Source organism: Pseudomonas sp. NPDC087185, from assembly GCF_044744955.1.
Taxonomy (GTDB): Bacteria; Pseudomonadota; Gammaproteobacteria; order Pseudomonadales; family Pseudomonadaceae; genus Aquipseudomonas.
This window is the reverse complement of the sequence record NZ_JBIUZK010000003.1, coordinates 434768-451182: the sequence shown is the minus strand read 5'-3', so window position 1 is coordinate 451182 and position 16415 is coordinate 434768. Positions and strand designations below refer to the sequence as shown.

General features: G+C 64.7%; 14 protein-coding genes. 4 read left to right on the top strand and 10 right to left on the bottom strand.

Annotated features, from left to right (window positions below; genetic code table 11):
• The first annotated feature begins 70 nt into the window (after positions 1-70).
• Positions 71-1285: a YeeE/YedE family protein gene (locus ACIPIJ_RS12320; protein ID WP_401076777.1), complete on the top strand. Its 1215-nt coding sequence runs from the start codon at positions 71-73 to the stop codon at positions 1283-1285.
• 145 nt (positions 1286-1430) lie between these two features.
• On the opposite strand, the gene ACIPIJ_RS12315 is transcribed toward ACIPIJ_RS12320, so the two are convergent.
• From ACIPIJ_RS12315 to ACIPIJ_RS12305, 3 genes are all read right to left on the bottom strand, one after another.
• Complete coding sequence (locus ACIPIJ_RS12315) at positions 1431-1760, bottom strand: hypothetical protein (protein WP_401076774.1); 330 nt, start codon at positions 1758-1760, stop codon at positions 1431-1433.
• 76 nt (positions 1761-1836) lie between these two features.
• Positions 1837-2487: a DUF998 domain-containing protein gene (locus ACIPIJ_RS12310; RefSeq protein ID WP_401076771.1), complete on the bottom strand. Its 651-nt coding sequence runs from the start codon at positions 2485-2487 to the stop codon at positions 1837-1839.
• A 119-nt stretch (positions 2488-2606) separates the two neighbouring features.
• A complete protein-coding gene (locus ACIPIJ_RS12305) occupies positions 2607-3344 on the bottom strand; it encodes a GntR family transcriptional regulator (protein ID WP_401076768.1) in 738 nt (245 codons plus the stop codon).
• A 117-nt stretch (positions 3345-3461) separates the two neighbouring features.
• Here ACIPIJ_RS12305 and ACIPIJ_RS12300 point away from each other — a divergent pair, with 117 nt between their 5' ends.
• The 3 genes from ACIPIJ_RS12300 to ACIPIJ_RS12290 all read left to right on the top strand — a co-directional run bounded on the left by ACIPIJ_RS12300 (position 3462) and on the right by ACIPIJ_RS12290 (position 7010).
• Positions 3462-4817, top strand: a complete 1356-nt coding sequence (locus tag ACIPIJ_RS12300; protein ID WP_401076765.1) for an adenylosuccinate lyase family protein — start codon at positions 3462-3464, stop codon at positions 4815-4817.
• Positions 4818-4878: 61 nt separating this feature from the next.
• Positions 4879-6180, top strand: a complete 1302-nt coding sequence (locus tag ACIPIJ_RS12295; RefSeq protein WP_401076762.1) for a cation:dicarboxylate symporter family transporter — start codon at positions 4879-4881, stop codon at positions 6178-6180.
• An 80-nt stretch (positions 6181-6260) separates the two neighbouring features.
• On the top strand, positions 6261-7010 hold the full coding sequence (locus ACIPIJ_RS12290) for a FadR/GntR family transcriptional regulator (protein ID WP_401076759.1): 750 nt from the start codon (positions 6261-6263) through the stop codon (positions 7008-7010).
• A 174-nt stretch (positions 7011-7184) separates the two neighbouring features.
• Here the strand turns inward: ACIPIJ_RS12290 and ACIPIJ_RS12285 are convergent, their stop codons facing one another.
• The 7 genes from ACIPIJ_RS12285 to ACIPIJ_RS12255 form a co-directional block, all read right to left on the bottom strand.
• Positions 7185-8765, bottom strand: a complete 1581-nt coding sequence (locus ACIPIJ_RS12285; protein WP_401076756.1) for an aldehyde dehydrogenase (NADP(+)) — start codon at positions 8763-8765, stop codon at positions 7185-7187.
• Positions 8766-8867: 102 nt separating this feature from the next.
• Positions 8868-10421, bottom strand: a complete 1554-nt coding sequence (gene garD, locus ACIPIJ_RS12280) for a galactarate dehydratase (protein ID WP_401076753.1) — start codon at positions 10419-10421, stop codon at positions 8868-8870.
• Positions 10422-10496: 75 nt separating this feature from the next.
• Positions 10497-11861 carry an MFS transporter gene (locus ACIPIJ_RS12275; protein WP_401076750.1) on the bottom strand — a complete coding sequence of 455 codons (1365 nt, stop codon included), beginning with the start codon at positions 11859-11861 and terminating at the stop codon, positions 10497-10499.
• 103 nt (positions 11862-11964) lie between these two features.
• Entirely contained in the window at positions 11965-12876 is a 912-nt protein-coding gene (gene kdgD / locus ACIPIJ_RS12270; protein WP_401076747.1) for a 5-dehydro-4-deoxyglucarate dehydratase, read from the bottom strand.
• Between the two features lie 363 nt (positions 12877-13239).
• A complete protein-coding gene (locus ACIPIJ_RS12265) occupies positions 13240-14049 on the bottom strand; it encodes a gamma-glutamyl-gamma-aminobutyrate hydrolase family protein (protein WP_401076744.1) in 810 nt (269 codons plus the stop codon).
• Positions 14050-14362: 313 nt separating this feature from the next.
• Positions 14363-15145, bottom strand: a complete 783-nt coding sequence (locus tag ACIPIJ_RS12260; RefSeq protein ID WP_401076741.1) for an amino acid ABC transporter ATP-binding protein — start codon at positions 15143-15145, stop codon at positions 14363-14365.
• Positions 15146-15167: 22 nt separating this feature from the next.
• Positions 15168-16412, bottom strand: a complete 1245-nt coding sequence (locus tag ACIPIJ_RS12255; protein WP_401076739.1) for an NAD(P)/FAD-dependent oxidoreductase — start codon at positions 16410-16412, stop codon at positions 15168-15170.
• Between the last annotated feature and the right edge of the window lie 3 nt (positions 16413-16415).

The window sequence follows — 16415 nt, the reverse complement described above, 5'->3', positions numbered from 1 at the left end:
GTACAAAACTGCAGGGTTCAATGCGCGGCGCTATAATCGCCGCCCGTTTTACTGTAATCCGAGCACTCCAATGGGTCTTTCCACCACCGCCACACCCGAACCGCGCCGCCTGGGCGCCCCCGTGATCGCCTTGGTCCTGCTGCTGGCCGGCGCCTGGTTTCTCAACCTGAACGCAGGCTTCAAGCAGGTGCTGCTGCTGATTGTCGGCGCGGCCCTTGGCCTGACGCTGTACCACGCCGCCTTCGGCTTCACCTCCGCCTGGCGAGTGTTCATCAACGAACGCCGCGGCGCGGGGTTGCGCGCCCAGATGGTCATGCTGACCCTGGCTGTGCTGTTGTTCTTCCCGGCACTCTCGGCCGGCAGCCTGTTCGGCAACCCGGTGTCCGGGCTGGTGGCGCCGGCGGGTGTTTCGGTGGTGTTCGGCGCCTTCATCTTTGGCATCGGCATGCAGCTGGGCGGCGGCTGCGCCTCGGGCACGCTGTTCACGGTAGGTGGCGGCAACGCGAGGATGCTGGTAACCCTGCTGTTCTTCATCATCGGTTCGGTGACAGCCACGCACCATGCCGACTGGTGGTTCGCGTTGCCGTCGTTCCCGGCAACTTCGATCGTCCAGGCCTGGGGCGTGGGGCCGGCGCTGGTGGTGAGCGTGGCAGTGTTCGCGCTGATCGCCTGGGCCACCGTGCTCCTGGAAAAGCGCCGACACGGTGCCCTGCAAGCGCCGGTCAGCAGCGAATATCAGGGCCTGCGCCGCGTCCTGCGTGGCCCGTGGCCGTTGCTGTGGGGCGCCATCGCCTTGGCCTTGCTGAACTACGCCACCCTGGCCCTGGCCGGGCGCCCTTGGGGCATCACTTCGGCCTTTGCGCTGTGGGGCGCCAAGACCCTTTCCAGCTTTGGTGTTGACGTCGGCAGCTGGGTGTTCTGGCAGGCGCCCGCCAATGCCAAGGCACTGGCCGCACCCGTGTGGCAGGACGTCACCACGGTGATGGACCTCGGCATCGTGCTCGGCGCGCTGCTGGCAGCAGGCCTGGCGGGGCGTTTTGCGCCAAGCCTGAAGATCCCGCTGCCGTCGCTGATCGCGGCGGTCATCGGTGGCCTGCTGCTGGGCTACGGTTCGCGCCTGGCCTACGGCTGCAACATCGGCGCCTACTTCAGCGGCATTGCCTCGGGCAGCGTGCACGGCTGGCTGTGGCTGATTGCCGCCTACACCGGCAACCTGATCGGTGTGCGCCTGCGTCCCTTGTTCTTTGCCGGCGAGCGCCGGCCGCTGGCGTTGACCGGCTGCTGAGCACATTGCTTCATCAGGTGCAGAAATCCTCTGCACCTGCCCTGATGGGCGCGTTCAGGGCGGGCTCACCCTGGCGGCGTTCAACGGCTGAAACATCAAATAAATTAAATTAAGAATATTCGATAAAGCACTGATATTTATAGCTTTATCTCTTCGCTACGACATGCTGAACGCATTGTTCGTAATACGTTTGCTTGATCGCTGGCGGCTTGAGCTGCGAGCGGCTGTTGTAGGTCTGTTCGGTGATGCCGAGGGCGGTCATGCGCATCCATGGCTTGGCGAACCGGCGCACCTGCAGCTTTTTGCGCGTGGCATACAGGGTGACGCCGGAGAGCTTGGCCTGCTGGGCCTCAGCGGCAATCTGTGCACCCCAGCCACAGGTATGGCGATCGTTCTGGCTCAGCGCTTTGGCGTGGGCGCCGAAGGCAGTCGTGGCCAACATGCAGCCGGCCACTGTTGCTAGAAATACTCGCATATTGCTGTCCTAAGCATCTGATGGAGAAGGGAAGTTTGCCTTCGCTTCAGAGGCCTGGGGGCCAGTATATAGCGGGTCAGGTAGTGGCGATGCAAAGGCGATTTGCCAGTGCTGGGCGCAAGCTCCACAGCGCAAGGCCCGCCACCCAGGTGACCGACACTGCGTAGTTCAGGCGTTGGTACAGGCCGAACAGTTGGCCGCTTCGTGCCGCTTGCGCCATCAGAACGACGGTCACTGTCGCTGCGACCACGCAGGCAAGGGAAAACAGCCCGAGTGCGCGCGAGCCGGCCACACGTTTGCCGGCCCAGATCCAGAGTGCGCTGGCCAAGGTCAACGAAAGGAACATCAACAAGCCAGACAGGTTATGCAGGTGTTGCGACGGCGAAGGCTGAGCAGGCGCACAACCCTCGTCACAGGGAAACCAGCCGGTGCCCAGGCTGCCCACGCCATGCAGCACTACGAGCGCTGCGCTCAGTAGCGCTAGCCTGGATCCACGCCAGCGCCGCGCCAGGCCCCAGGCAAACAGGGCGAACAACACAGCGAGGGGGAAGTTGTTGAGCAGTGGCGACCACTGCTGGGTCGGGGCACCCACGGCACCGAGCTGGCTCATGGCCTGTTGCAAATGGTCGTAGCCGGGGTAAGCCCGGGCAGTCAACCAGACGCCCAGCAGCAGCCAGAACGGGATGAGCAGGCCGCAGCAGAGCAGCAAGCGGTCGAGTGTTTTCATCAGTGGGTTCCCTCCATGGAATGCCAGTTCAAACGTGACAGTACCGAGATCGTTGCAGTCTGTCTCGGCCTCATAGCGCCGAACCGCCGCGAAGAGGCCTGGACAGACAACCCAGGCGCTCAGCCAGTCGCCTTATCCCGGCGCATCTGCGTCACCAAGGTAAAACGGTCATCCGGGTGCACGGTCTCGGACACGGCCATCAGCTCCCCGTCGTCATCCCGGTAATGCCGCAGGATTTTCAGCCCCGGCGCCCCGGGTTGTGCCTTCAAGGCGTGCGCCAGTTCCGCCGTCAGCAACACCGCACGCACCTGCTGGTCGACCACCGCGATGGCGCGCCCGTAGTGCTGCTCGATCAAGCTGGCGATCAGTTGGTCGGGGTGTTCGCGGGCCAGTTCGATAACGTCGGCATAGTCACGCTGGGCGTAGACATCGGTCCAGCACAGCGGCGCAGCATTGTGCTGGCGGTCGACACGAATGCTCGACACGCAGAAGTAATGCTCGCCCGGCACCAACCCCAGCCGCGCCGCTTCGCCAAGGTCGGCGACGAAGTGGCGCACGTCCTGGATCTCGCGCTGCTGGGTTTCCGCCAGGTGCGCAAGGTCGGCCACGGTGGCCAGCGACTGCGAGTAGCCGCCGCGCGGGCTGCTGGCCTCGACCCGCGTACCGACGCGCTTGCGACGTGATACCAGGCCCTGGTTGAGCAGCTGGTTGATCGCTGCACGCACCGTGTGCCGGCTCACTTCATACAGGTCACACAGCTCGAATTCGGTCGGCAACAGGCTGCCGACCGGGTAGCGGCCGTTGGCGATGCCTTCCATCAAGTCCCTGGCCACCACGGCGTAGCGCGCTTCGTTCATACCTTCGGTCAGTCCCTTCAATTTCTTCGGTTGACAGTGTAACAGTGGCAGGGCAAGAATTATGTACGGACATATTTAATATGTACGCTCAATAACAACATTTCAGGATCCCTGCCCATGTCCACCACCGTTTTCGACTCCACCCTGTTTCGCGACATGTTCGGCACCGCCGAAATGCGCGGGGTGTTTTCCGACCAGGCGCTGATCGAGCGCTACATCGAAGTTGAAGTGGCCTTGGCCAAGGCCGAGGCACGCTGTGGCGTGATTCCGCAGGAGGCCGCCGAGCAGATCGCCGAGCTGTCGCGCTACGCCTCCCTCGACCTTGCGCTGATGCAGCACGAAACCGAAATCGTCGGCTACCCGATCCTGCCGCTGGTGGAGCAGTTGTCGACGCTGTGCGGTGACGCGGGCCGTTATGTGCACTGGGGTGCCACCACTCAGGACATCATGGACACCGCAGTGGTGCTGCAGGTACGCGCCGCGCTGGCCATCGTCGAACGTGACGTGCAGGCCGTGCGTGGCCTGTTGGCGGAGCTGGCGCAGCGCTACCGTACTACGCCGATGGCCGGGCGTACCCACCTGCAGCACGCGCTGCCGATCACCTTCGGCTACAAGTGCGCGGTGTGGCTGAGCATGTTCGACCGCCACGCCGAGCGCCTGGTCGAGCTGCGCCCACGCGTTGAAGTAGGGCAGTTCGCCGGTGCTGCCGGTACCCTGGCCTCGTTGGGCGACAAGGGCCTGGAGGTGCAGGCTGCGCTGATGGACGAACTGGGCCTGGGCGTGCCGCAGGCGACCTGGCACGTGGCCCGAGATGGCCTGGCCGAGACCCTGAACTTCCTCGGCCTGGTCACCGCCTCGCTGGGCAAGGTGGCGCTGGACGTGATGATGATGATGACCAGCGAGCTGGGCGAGGTGTACGAGCCGTTCGTCAAGGGCCGTGGCGCCAGCAGCACCATGCCGCAGAAGCGCAACCCGATTTCCTGCGAGCTGATGTACGCCGCCGCCAAGGGCGTGCGCCAGCAAGCCGGGCTGATGCTCGATGCGATGATCCAGGACTTCGAGCGCTCCACCGGCCCGTGGCAGGCCGAGTGGATCGCCATCCCCGAGGCGTTCGCCCTGACTGCCGCCTCGCTGGGCCAGGCGCGCTTCATGCTGGCCGGCCTGGAAGTGCGCACCGAGCGCATGCGCAAGAACCTCGACATGACCCAGGGCCTGATCGTCGCCGAGGCGGTGATGATGGGCCTGGCGCCGGCGCTGGGCCGCCAGGTGGCGCATGACGTGGTGTATGCCGCCTGCCGCATGGCCAACGACCAGGGCATCAGCCTGCTGGAAGCGTTGCAGGCCCAGGGGGAGGCCACCGCGCGCCTGGACCTGGCGACCCTGGAGCGCCTGTGCGACCCGACCCACTACCTGGGCCTGGCGCCACAGATGGTCGACCTGGCACTGTCGCGCCCCGGTGCCGTCGCCCGCTGATGCTGCACGGGCCTGGCTGCGGCCAGGCCCCTCCGACTACAAGAACAATGAGAACACAATCATGTCTTGCGCCACCCCAAAACCGCTGTACAAGGACCTGACGTTCCAGGTCATCGCGGCGATGCTGCTAGGCATCGCCTTCGGTTTCCTCGCCCCTGAGCTCGCTGCCCAGTTCAAGATCCTCGGGGACATCTTTCTCAAGCTGATCAAGACCGCTGTGGCACCGCTGGTGTTCTTCACCGTGGTTCATGGCATCGCTTCGGCTGGCGACATCAAGCGTGTCGGCAAGGTCGGCTGGCGGGCGCTGGTGTATTTCGAGCTGTTGTCGACCCTGGCGCTGGCCATCGGCCTGCTGTGGGGCAACCTGATCGGCATCGGCTCAGGGATGCACGGCGCTCATGCCAGCAGCGCGGCCTCCGCCGCTGCCAGCGCCGCCGTTGCCAAGGGGCATGCACCGACCTCGACCATGGACTTCATCTACGCCATCTTCCCGGACAACTTCGTGGGTGCCTTCGCCGGCGGCCAATTGTTGCAGGTGCTGGTGATCGCAGTGCTGTTCGGGTTCGCGCTGCTGGCCCTCAAACATGAGCGCCGCGCGGTGATCGAAGACGGCCTGAACCGTGTTTCGGAATGCTTCTTCGAGTTCATCAACCTGATCATGAAGTTCGCCCCGCTGGGCGCGTTCGGTTCGGTGGCCTACGCCGTGGGCAGCAATGGCTCGGCGGTGCTGATGTCGCTGGCCAACCTGGTGCTGATGTTCTACCTGGCCGTGGCGTTCTTCCTGTTCGTGGTGTTGGGCGCGGTGTGCCGGTTGTCCGGTTTCAGCCTGTGGCGCTTCCTGACCTACATCAAGGACGAGATCTTCATCGTGCTGGGTACCGCCTCGTCGGAAAGCGCCTTGCCGCGCCTGCTGCAGAAGCTCGAGCGGTTTGGCTGCTCGAAGCAGAGCGTCGGCCTGGTGCTGCCCACCGGTTATGCCTTCAACCTTGATGGCACCTCGATCTACATGTCGATGTGCGTGCTGTTCATCGCCAACGCCTACGGTGTGCCACTGGGTTGGGAGCAGCAACTGGGCATCTTGGCGATCATGCTGGTGACCTCCAAAGGCGCGGCGGCAGTCTCCGGTGGCAGCTTCGTGGTGTTCGCCGCCACGGTGACCGCCATCGGCGTGTTGCCGGTGGAAGGCCTGGCATTGCTGTTTGGCGTGTACCGCTTCATGTCCATGGCCATTGCCACCTGCAACACCATCGGCAACAGCGTGGCGACCGTGGTGGTGGCCAAGTGGGCGGGCGAGTTCACCGAGCAGGCGGCACGCGAGGAGTACACGCGAGTGCTGGGCCGTGCGCCGGGCGCAGCGCTGTAACAAATACCCTGTCGGGTGTATGTGATCGTACAACTGCATGCGCTATCATGACGGCTGTCTTTCTAGGTGAAATACAGGGCATGACAGAGCAGCAGGTACAGGCAAGGACCCGGCGCAAGCCGCGCAGTCTGGCCCAGGAACTGGTCACGGTGCTGACCGAACGCATCCGCAGCGGCCAGCTCAAGCGCGGCGACAAGCTGCCGACCGAATCGCAGATCATGGCCGAGGAGGGCGTCAGCCGCACCGTGGTGCGTGAGGCGATCTCGCGGCTGCAGGCCGCCGGGCAGGTCGAGACGCGCCATGGCATCGGCACATTCGTGCTGGATACGCCAGCCACGGGCGGTTTTCGCATCGACCCGGCCACCGTGGTCACGCTGCGTGAGGTGCTGGCGGTACTCGAATTGCGCATCGCCCTGGAGATCGAGTCGGCGGGCCTGGCTGCGCAGCGGCGCAGCGACGAGGAACTGGCCGGCATGCGCGCGGCGCTGGATGAACTGAACGAGGGCGCCGCCCATGCCACCGATGCGGTGTCGGCGGACTTCCAGTTCCACCTGCGCATCGCCCAGGCCAGTGGCAACCACTACTTCGCCGACATCATCAACCACCTCGGCACCAGCATCATCCCGCGCACCCGGCTCAATTCCGCGCGCCTGGCGCATGATGACCAGGCGCACTACATGAGCCGGTTGATGCATGAGCACGAGGCAATCTACGAAGCCATTGCCCGCGCTGACAGCGAAGGGGCGAAGATGGCCATGCGCATGCACCTGAGCAACAGCCGCGAACGCTTGCGCCAGGCGCATGCGGAGGCTGAGGCGCAAGGGGTTTGAGAGGCGAGGGCTGTTGGCCCCTTCCTTGAGATTTAGGGCGATGCGCAAATCGAGCGCCGCCGGCGCGGCGCTCGAGCTCAATGGCGCTACAAGGCTCACCTCTGGCAACTCGCGCCCACACCATAACCAATAAAAAGCCCCGCACATGCGGGGCTTTCTATTGCATCAGGGCATTCAGACCGCCCCGTCACTCCACTGCCCATTCACCAAGCGGCGCAGCCCCAGCGGGTTGCTGTCGCGCAGGGCCTCAGGCAGCAGCGCCTGCGGATAGTTCTGGTAGCACACCGGGCGCAGGAAGCGATCGATGGCCAGGGTACCGACCGATGTACCACGGGCATCGGAGGTGGCCGGGTACGGCCCGCCGTGGACCATGGCATCGCACACTTCCACGCCGGTCGGATAGCCGTTGACCAGGATGCGGCCAACCTTTTCTTCAAGCAGCGGCACCAGCCAGGCAAAGGCTTCGAAGTCTTCCGGCTCGCCGATCAATGTGGCCGTCAGCTGGCCACGCAGGCCGAGCAGGGCGGCGCGCAGTTGCGCGGTGTCCTGGGCTTCAACGGCAACGGTGGTTGGGCCGAACACTTCCTCTTGCAGCAGCGGGTCGGCTTCCACCAGCAAGCGGGCATCGGCCTTGAACAGCTGGGCGCGCGCCTGGCTGCCTTCCTGAGGTTGGCCGGCCAGGTGCTCGATACCGGCGTGCGCCTGCAGGTGCTCCAAGCCGCCGACATAGCTGCGCAGGCCGCCGGCGTTGAGCAGGGTCTGGCCGGCTTGCTGGTCCAGGTGCTGGCCGAGGTCGGTGAGCAGCTGGTTGAATTGCGGCGATTGCAGGCCGATCACCAGGCCCGGGTTGGTGCAGAACTGCCCGGCGCCCAGGCACACGGAACCGGCCAGCTCGCGGGCGATGGCTTCGCCACGCTTGGCCAGCGCGCCCGGTAGGATGATCACCGGGTTGATGCTGGACATCTCGGCGAACACCGGGATCGGCTGCGCACGCTCGGCGGCCATGCGGCACAGGGCGTCACCGCCCTTCAGCGAGCCGGTGAAGCCGACGGCCTGGATGGCCGGGTGCTTGACCAGCCATTCACCGACACCACCGCCGAAGACCATGTTGAACACGCCCTTGGGCATGCCGGTGCGCTCGGCGGCGCGCACGATGGCAGCGCCGACCAGGTCGGCAGTGGCCATGTGGCCGCTGTGCGCTTTGAACACCACTGGGCAGCCGGCGGCGAACGCCGCAGCGGTGTCACCGCCGGCGGTGGAGAAGGCCAGCGGGAAGTTACTGGCGCCGAACACGGCGACCGGGCCGACGCCAATACGCATCTGGCGCAGGTCTACGCGCGGCAGCGGCTGGCGATCTGGCAGGGCCAGGTCGATGCGTGCGCCCAGGTAGTCGCCACGGCGCAGCACTTGGGCGAACAGGCGCATCTGGCCGCTGGTGCGGCCACGCTCACCTTGGATGCGCCCGGCGGGCAGGGCGGTTTCACGGCAGACAATGGCGACGAAGGCGTCGTCCAGTTCGTCCAGTTCCGCGGCGATGGCGTCGAGGAACTCGGCACGCCGCGCCGGGGCCAGCTGGCGGAACTCGGCGAAGGCGGCGGCGGCAGCTTGGGCCGCCTGGTCCACTTCGGCCTCGGTGGCCTGGGCGAAGCTGTAGGGCAGGGCCTCGCCGGTGGTGGCGTCCAGGCTCTGCAGGCGTTGCGCGCCAGCGGCGCTGCGCTGGCCGGCGATGAAGTTGTGGCCGAGGATCTCAGGCATGGGGTGCTCCTGTCGATGTAGGTAAAGGAAGAATGCAGGTGCGACGGGCGTGCTCGGACCCTGTGGGAGCGATACACCAGGATATCGTGCAGGGCCGCGCCATCAGGTAATAGGCGCCGGGTTGAACAGGGTGATGTCGTTGTGCAGGCGGTGCTGTTCGGCCCAGGTCTGCTTGCGGCCGCTGGCCACGTCCAGGTAGTAGTGGAACAGCTCCCAGCCCAGCTCTTCGATACTGGAACGGCCACTGGCGATGCGCCCGGCGTCGATGTCGATCAGGTCCGGCCAGCGCTGGGCCAGCTCGGTACGGGTGCAAACCTTGACCACCGGGGCCATGGCCAGGCCATACGGGGTGCCGCGGCCGGTGGTGAACACGTGCAGGTTCATGCCAGCCGCCAGTTGCAGGGTGCCGCAGACAAAGTCGCTGGCGGGCGTTGCGCAGAAGATCAGGCCTTTGCGCGCGACCCGCTCGCCAGGGCCGAGCACGCCCTGGATGGCGCCGCTGCCGGACTTGACGATCGAGCCGAGGGATTTCTCGACGATATTCGACAGGCCGCCTTTCTTGTTGCCCGGCGTGGTGTTGGCGCTGCGGTCGGCCGCCCCTTGCTGCAGGTAGCGGTCGTACCAGTCCATTTCGCGCACCAGGGCCTCGGCGACGTCCTGGTTTTCGGCGCGCGAGGTGAGCATGTAGATGGCGTCGCGCACTTCGGTCACTTCCGAGAACAGCACGGTGGCGCCGGCCCGTACCAGCAGGTCGGCGGCATAGCCCAGTGCTGGGTTGGCGGTGATGCCGGAGAACGCATCGCTGCCGCCGCACTGCATACCGAGGATCAACTCGCTGGCCGGTACGGTTTCGCGGCGGCGCTTGTCGAGCTTTTGCAGGCGGGTTTCGGCCAGGCCCATGATCTGCTCGATCATTTCGGTAAAGCCGAGGCTGGCGTCCTGCAGGCGATACAGCCACGGCTCGCTGAGGTCGACCGACGGGTCGTTGTCGTGCATGACCTGGCCGGCCTGCAGCTTCTCGCAGCCCAGGCTGATGACCAGCGCTTCGCCGCCCAGGTTGGGGTTGCGCGCAAGGTTGCGCACGGTGCGGATCGGGATATAGGCATCGCGGGCGTTGATCGCCACGCCGCAGCCGTAGCTGTGGGTGAGGGCGACCACGTCGTCGACGTTGGGGTATTGCGGCAGCAACTCGGCGCGGATGCGCTTGACCGCGTGTTCCAGCACGCCGGTCACGCACTGCACGGTGGTGGTGATGCCGAGGATGTTGCGGGTACCGACAGTGCCGTCGGCGTTGCGGTAGCCTTCGAAGGTGAAGCCCTCGAGCGGTGGCAGGGGGGCTGGGACAGCATCGCAGCGCGGCAGGCTGTCCAGCTCCGGTGCCGACGGCATGGCCAGTTGGCTTTCCTGTACCCAACTGCCCTGGCGCAGGTCCTCCAGGGCGTAACCGATGATCTGACCGTAGCGGCGCACCGGCTCGCCTTTGGCGATCAGCACGGTGGCCACCTTGTGGCTTTGCGGTACGGCCTCGACCAAAGTCAGGCCGTCGGGGAAGCGGGCACCTTCGCCCAGGCCGCCATCGTTGACCACCACCACGACGTTATCGTCGTCGTGCAGGCGGACGTAGCGGGGCGAGTCGGAGTGTTCGATCAACTGCATGTTCAGGCCCTACTTTTAGGTTCTCAGGCTTTTGTACATCCGCCCGCTCCGGCATGCCGGCGCGGGCGTGTCCACTCAGTGACGCGAGCTGGCCAGTTCGCCATTGGCGCCGGGCTCAGCCTGTGGCTTGGGGGCGTCTTCGCGCAGCTCGATACGCTTGATCGGGCCGACGATCACCAGGTAGCTGAACACCGCCACCAGGGCATTGGCACCCACATACACCAGGGCCCACTTGAACGAGCCGGTGGCGCTGATGATGTAGCCGATGACAATCGGGGTGGTGATCGAGGCAATGTTGCCGAAGGTGTTGAACAGGCCACCGGACAGCCCGGCGATCTGCTTGGGCGAAGTATCGGCGACCACGGCCCAGCCCAGTGCACCAATGCCTTTGCCGAAGAAGGCCAGGGTCATGAAGCCGACCACCATCCATTCGGCGTCTACATAGTTGCAGAAGACCATGGTGGTCGACAGCAACAGGCCGCAGACGATCGGCAGCTTGCGCGAGAAGGTCAGCGAATTGCCACGGCGCAGCAGCCAGTCCGACAGTACGCCGCCCAGCACACCGCCAATGAAACCGCAGATGGCCGGCAGCGAGGCGATGAAGCCTGCCTTGAGGATGGTCATGCCGCGTTCCTGCACCAGGTACACCGGGAACCAGGTCAGGAAGAAGTAGGTGATGGCGTTGATGCAGTACTGGCCCAGGTACACGCCCAGCAGCATGCGGCTGGTCAGCAACTGTTTGATGTAGCCCCATTTCGGGCCGTCATTGCTGCGCTTCTGGTCCATGTCTACCAACCCGCCGTTCTGCTCGATGTACTCAAGCTCCTGCGGGCTGATGCGCGGGTGTTGGCGTGGGTTGTAGATGGTCCTCAGCCACACTGCGGAGAACACGATACCCAGTGCGCCCATCACCACGAACACGTGCTCCCAGCCGAAGCTGAACACGATCCAGCCCATGATCGGGGCGAACAGGGCCGTGGCGAAGTACTGCGCCGAGTTGAAGATCGCCGACGCCGTGCCGCGTTCCGCGGTAGGGAACCAGGCCGCGACGATACGGGCGTTGCCCGGGAACGACGGGGCTTCGGCAAAACCGACCAGAAAGCGCAGGGTGAACAACGTCACCACTGCCCAGGCGACCGGCAGGCCACCGACAAAACCCTGCAACAGGGTGAACAGCGACCAGGTGAAGATGCTGAAGGCATAGACATTCTTGGAGCCGAAGCGGTCCAGCAGCCAGCCACCAGGGATCTGGCCAGCAACGTAAGCCCATCCAAAGGCGGAGAAGATATAACCGAGGGTTACGGCGTCAATGCCGAGGTCTTTCTGCAGGCTGGAGCCTGCGATGGCGATGGTGGCGCGGTCGGCATAGTTGATCGTGGTCACCAGGAACAGCATGAACAGGATCAGGTAGCGCACATGCGTCTTTTTAGTCGCTTGCATGCTGGTAATACTCCCACTAGTTATTTTTGTGCGGGCTCACGAGTTGTAGCCGGAGTGGGGGCTTCCCACTCCGGTTGCGGCAAGGGCAGGCCGCAGGGTGCGCTTATTGCGGACCCATCTTGTCCATCAGGGCTGCGAGCATTTCGTATTCTTCAGCGGTCAGGTCGGTCAGCGGGGTGCGCACCGGGCCTGCGTCGTAACCGGCGATCTTGGCGCCTGCCTTGACGATGCTCACGGCGTAACCGGCCTTGCGGTTGCGGATGTCCAGGTACGGCAGGAAGAAGTCGTCGATCAGCTTGCCAACGGTGGCGTGATCTTCACGGGCGATGGCGTGGTAGAAGTCCATCGCGGTCTTCGGCACGAAGTTGAACACCGCCGACGAATACACCGGCACACCCAGGGCCTTGTAGGCCGCAGCATACACCTCGGCGGTCGGCAGGCCACCCAGGTAGCTGAAACGGTCACCCAGGCGGCGACGGATCGACACCATCAGCTCGATATCACCCAGACCGTCCTTGTAGCCGATGAGGTTCGGGCAGCGTTCGGCGAGTTTTTCCAGCAGGTCGGCGTTCAGGCGGCAGACGTTGCGGTTGTACACCACAACACCGATGTTCACCGATTTGCACACGGCTTCGACGTGGGCAGCAACACCATCCTGGCTGGCTTCGGTCAGGTAGTGCGGCAGCAGCAGCAGGCCCTTGGCACCCAGGCGCTCGGCTTCTTGCGCGTATTCGATGGCCTGGCGGGTGGAGCCGCCGACGCCGGCGAGGATTGGTACCGACTTGGCGCAGGTGTCGACCGCGGTCTTGATCACCTGGCTGTACTCGCTGGCGGCCAGGGAGAAGAACTCACCGGTGCCGCCGGCGGCGAACAGGGCGCTGGCGCCGTACGGGGCCAGCCATTCCAGGCGTTTGATGTAGCCCGCCTGGTTGAAGTCGCCCTGGGCATTGAAGTCGGTGACCGGGAAAGACAGCAGGCCGTGGGAGAGGATGGATTTCAGTTCTTGTGGATTCATTGTTGTTGGCATCCTGTGGCGCTTGGGTGAAGGGTGATGTGCTGCGATGGAGGTAAGTTATCGTACAACTTGTACGATGACTAGTCCCTCTGCGCAGATTTTTTCAGCGTCGCCAAGAAATAGGCAGGATGTCGCCCGATAAAAGGCCATCACCGATGACCAGACGGTTGAAACCGTATCCGCAGCGCTGGCTACGGCAATCAGTCATCATATCTCTTGAGGGGGAGGGAAAAAACGATCGCGGAGACAGGCACAAGCCCGCCGCCCGCTTCCACGGGAAGTGTTCTGGGACCAGCAGAGGGTGACCGGGGAAGCGGGGGCGACCTTGCGCCGCCCCGCGATCAAAACTAACGAAGCTGAGTGTCAGGCGGCCTGTTGGCGCTTGATCTGGGACTTGCGCACCTGGGCGCGGCAGGCATCGCCGAAGGCCTGGAAGATCTTGATCGAGTCAGGGTTCTTCGCCGCTTGCCACTCCGGGTGCCACTGAACGGCGAACAGGAACGGCGAGATGCTTGGGCCGTGGATCGCTTCGACCAGGCCGTCTTCGGCGTGGGCTATCGGCTCGATGCCGGCACCCAGGTTGCGCAGGCCCTGGCCATGCAGCGAGTTGACGCGGATCTCGTCGGTGCCGAGGGTGTCGCGCAGCCAACTGCCCGGTTTGATCTTCACGCCATGCACCTGGGCGTACTGCACCTCGACCGGGTCTTCCGGGTTTTCCCGGTGGTCGTTGAAGCCTGGCTCTGCGTAGACCTTCTGGTAGATATCGCCGCCCAGGGCCACGTTGATTTCCTGCATGCCACGGCAGATACCAAAGATCGGCAGGCCGCGCTTGAGCGCAGCTTTTACCAGCGGGATATCGAACAGGTCGCGGTTGACGTCCTGGCCTTTACCTGGGGTCTGGTTTTCCTGGCCATACAGGCTTGGCTCGATGTTGCTGCCGGCGCCGGTCAGGTACACGCCGTCGGCCATGTCCAGATAGGTCTCGAGGTCGTCGATGCCACAGCAGGTGGGCACCAGGACCGGGACGCAATCGGCGAAATCGACCAGCGGAGTGATGTATTTGTGGGTCATGACCTGGTAGTCATGGCCTTTGCGCTCTTGGCTGCCCATGGTCATCAGGACGACGGGTTTGCGCAGGGAAGGTTGCTTGTTGCCAATGTTGCTGTTGGACATATGTCACCTTATGACAGGTTCGACCTGTCGTTGTTGTGCAGGTGCACGGCCCGGGGCCTGATGTGCTACCTGAAGCCCCGAGCACTGCCGGCTCGTCAGAGGCGACGATTCCGGTCGGGGCTTGTAGATAGCTTGCCAGAGCCGTTCGATATGTCAAACGACTGACAGGGGTGTGGGAGGGCGTAAGGCGCCGAAATTCGGGGGGTGAAACCCTTGCGAGCCTCAGGCGGCAAGGGTTTGGCAGCGGCGGAGGTCAATAATATTTAACGATGCAGTTGGGTCATTGCAGCGGTGCAATGAAGTGGGGCTTTCTTCAATGCAGGATCTGCGACAGGAAGGCCGTGGCCCGCACCGTGCGTGGCTGGTTGAAGAACACCTGCGGCGGGCTGTCTTCGATAATCTGCCCGCCCTCAAGAAACAGCACCCGCTCTGCCACCTGCCGGGCAAAACCCATCTCATGGGTGACGCAAAGCATGGTCATGCCGGTGCCGGCCAGTTGGACCAGCACATCCAGTACTTCGGCGACCATTTCCGGGTCGAGTGCCGAGGTCGGCTCGTCGAACAGCATGATGCGCGGCTTCATGCACAGTGCGCGGGCGATTGCCACGCGTTGCTGCTGGCCACCGGACAACTGGCTGGGGTATTTGTGCGCCTGGCTTTCTATGCCCACCTTGCTCAGGTACATCCGCGCACGCTCCTCGGCGTCCTTGCGCGACAGCCCGCGCACGGTGGTGGGGGCCAGCAGGCAGTTGTCGAGCACGCTCATGTGCGCAAACAGGTTGAAGTGCTGGAACACCATGCCGATCTCGCTGCGCACCTGGGCCGCTTGCCGGGTGGTGGCTGCCAGGTCGGTGCCCGCTACGTGGACGCTGCCTTGTTCGGCGACTTCCAGGCGGTTGATGCAGCGGATCAGGGTGGATTTGCCCGAGCCGGACGGGCCGCACAGCACGATGCGTTCACCTTCGCGCACCTGCAGGTCGATGTCGCGCAGCACATGGAAGGCGCCATAGTGCTTGTTCAGGCCCTCGATGCGGATCAGCACCGGGCGCGTGTCGGTTTCAAGGGCAAGGCTGGCAACGCTCAAAGGGGCGGTCATGTTCTTGTTCTCCCGCGTGGTTTCAGTCGAAACGTGCCGCGCTGTAAGGCGCAGGGTCGGTGAAGGGGGGCTCGCCGGTGAGCAGTTCGGCCACCAGCCGGCCGCTGACCGGGCCAAGGGTCAGGCCGTGGTGCGCGTGGCCGAAGTTGAACCACAGGCCTTTGTGCCGCGGCGCCGGGCCGATCACCGGGCGCATGTCCGGCAGGCACGGGCGGCGGCCCAGCCACGGTTTGTCGTCCAGGCGCTCGCCCAGCGCCGGGAACAGCTTGCGCGCCAGCGCTTCGCAGCGTTTGAGCTGGATGTCATTGCCCGGCGCGCCGCTGGCGGCGAACTCGATGCCGGTGGTCAAGCGCACGCCGCGCGCCATCGGCGCCAGCACGTAGCCGCCCTGGGTATCGCAGATCGAATGCTGTAATTGGGCGCCGTTGCGGGTGCCGTAATGCATGTGGTAACCGCGCTTGATACCCAGCGGGATCTGATAGCCCAGGCGCTCATACAGCTCGGCCGACTGCGGGCCCAGGCAGGCCACCACCTCGTCGGCGGTGACCGGCCCACGTTGGCTGTCGACCCGCCATTGGCTGCCGACCTGGCGCAGGCTGCGCGCATCGCCATGCAGGAACTGCCCGCCACGCTGGACGAACAGCGCGGCATAGCCACGGGTGAGGGCGCCGGGGTCATTCACGGTTTTCGGGTCCAGCCAGTGGATGCCGCCGACCACGGCGCTGTCGAGCTGGTGTTCGCGGGCCTGCAGCTGCCCGCGCTCAAGAATTTCGTACTGCAGGCCATAACGCGCCAGGCCTTTGAGCTCGGCCTTGGCCTGCTGGAACAGCGCAGGGTCGCGGTACACCTCGATCCAGCCCTTGGCCTGCACCAGCCCTTCAAGGCCGGCGGCGGCGATCAGCAGGTCATGCTCCTCAACGCAGCGTTGCACCAACGGCAGCATGTCGGCGGCAGCACCGGCCAACCGCCCGGGCGCCGATTGCCGCCAGTAGCGCAGCAGCCAGGGCGCGGCCTTGGGCAGGTGCAGCAGGCTGTAGCGCACGTCGGGTTGGCGGTTCAGGCCATAGCGCAGCAGCGCGCCGAATTGCCGGGGGAAGGCATAGGGGATAACGCTGGAGCGCTCGATCAGCCCGGCATTGCCATGGCTGGTGCCGCTGCCGGGGGCGTCGCGGTCGATCAGGGTCACCTGGCGCCCGCGAGCCTGCAGGTGCAGCGCGGTACTGACGCCGACGATACCGGCGCCAAGGACAAGGGTCTGGCAATGCATGAA

Excerpts from the sequence above, each read along its gene's own strand:
- ACIPIJ_RS12255 (WP_401076739.1), bottom strand. The coding sequence starts at position 16,412 with ATGCATTGCCAGACCCTTGTCCTTGGCGCCGGTATCGTCGGCGTCAGT.
- ACIPIJ_RS12260 (WP_401076741.1), bottom strand. The coding sequence starts at position 15,145 with ATGACCGCCCCTTTGAGCGTTGCCAGCCTTGCCCTTGAAACCGACACG.
- garD (WP_401076753.1), bottom strand. The coding sequence starts at position 10,421 with ATGCAGTTGATCGAACACTCCGACTCGCCCCGCTACGTCCGCCTGCAC.
- ACIPIJ_RS12315 (WP_401076774.1), bottom strand. The coding sequence starts at position 1,760 with ATGCGAGTATTTCTAGCAACAGTGGCCGGCTGCATGTTGGCCACGACT.
- ACIPIJ_RS12300 (WP_401076765.1), top strand. The coding sequence starts at position 3,462 with ATGTCCACCACCGTTTTCGACTCCACCCTGTTTCGCGACATGTTCGGC.
- ACIPIJ_RS12305 (WP_401076768.1), bottom strand. The coding sequence starts at position 3,344 with ATGAACGAAGCGCGCTACGCCGTGGTGGCCAGGGACTTGATGGAAGGC.
- ACIPIJ_RS12295 (WP_401076762.1), top strand. The coding sequence starts at position 4,879 with ATGTCTTGCGCCACCCCAAAACCGCTGTACAAGGACCTGACGTTCCAG.
- ACIPIJ_RS12275 (WP_401076750.1), bottom strand. The coding sequence starts at position 11,861 with ATGCAAGCGACTAAAAAGACGCATGTGCGCTACCTGATCCTGTTCATG.
- ACIPIJ_RS12290 (WP_401076759.1), top strand. The coding sequence starts at position 6,261 with ATGACAGAGCAGCAGGTACAGGCAAGGACCCGGCGCAAGCCGCGCAGT.
- ACIPIJ_RS12265 (WP_401076744.1), bottom strand. The coding sequence starts at position 14,049 with ATGTCCAACAGCAACATTGGCAACAAGCAACCTTCCCTGCGCAAACCC.
- ACIPIJ_RS12285 (WP_401076756.1), bottom strand. The coding sequence starts at position 8,765 with ATGCCTGAGATCCTCGGCCACAACTTCATCGCCGGCCAGCGCAGCGCC.
- kdgD (WP_401076747.1), bottom strand. The coding sequence starts at position 12,876 with ATGAATCCACAAGAACTGAAATCCATCCTCTCCCACGGCCTGCTGTCT.
- ACIPIJ_RS12310 (WP_401076771.1), bottom strand. The coding sequence starts at position 2,487 with ATGAAAACACTCGACCGCTTGCTGCTCTGCTGCGGCCTGCTCATCCCG.
- ACIPIJ_RS12320 (WP_401076777.1), top strand. The coding sequence starts at position 71 with ATGGGTCTTTCCACCACCGCCACACCCGAACCGCGCCGCCTGGGCGCC.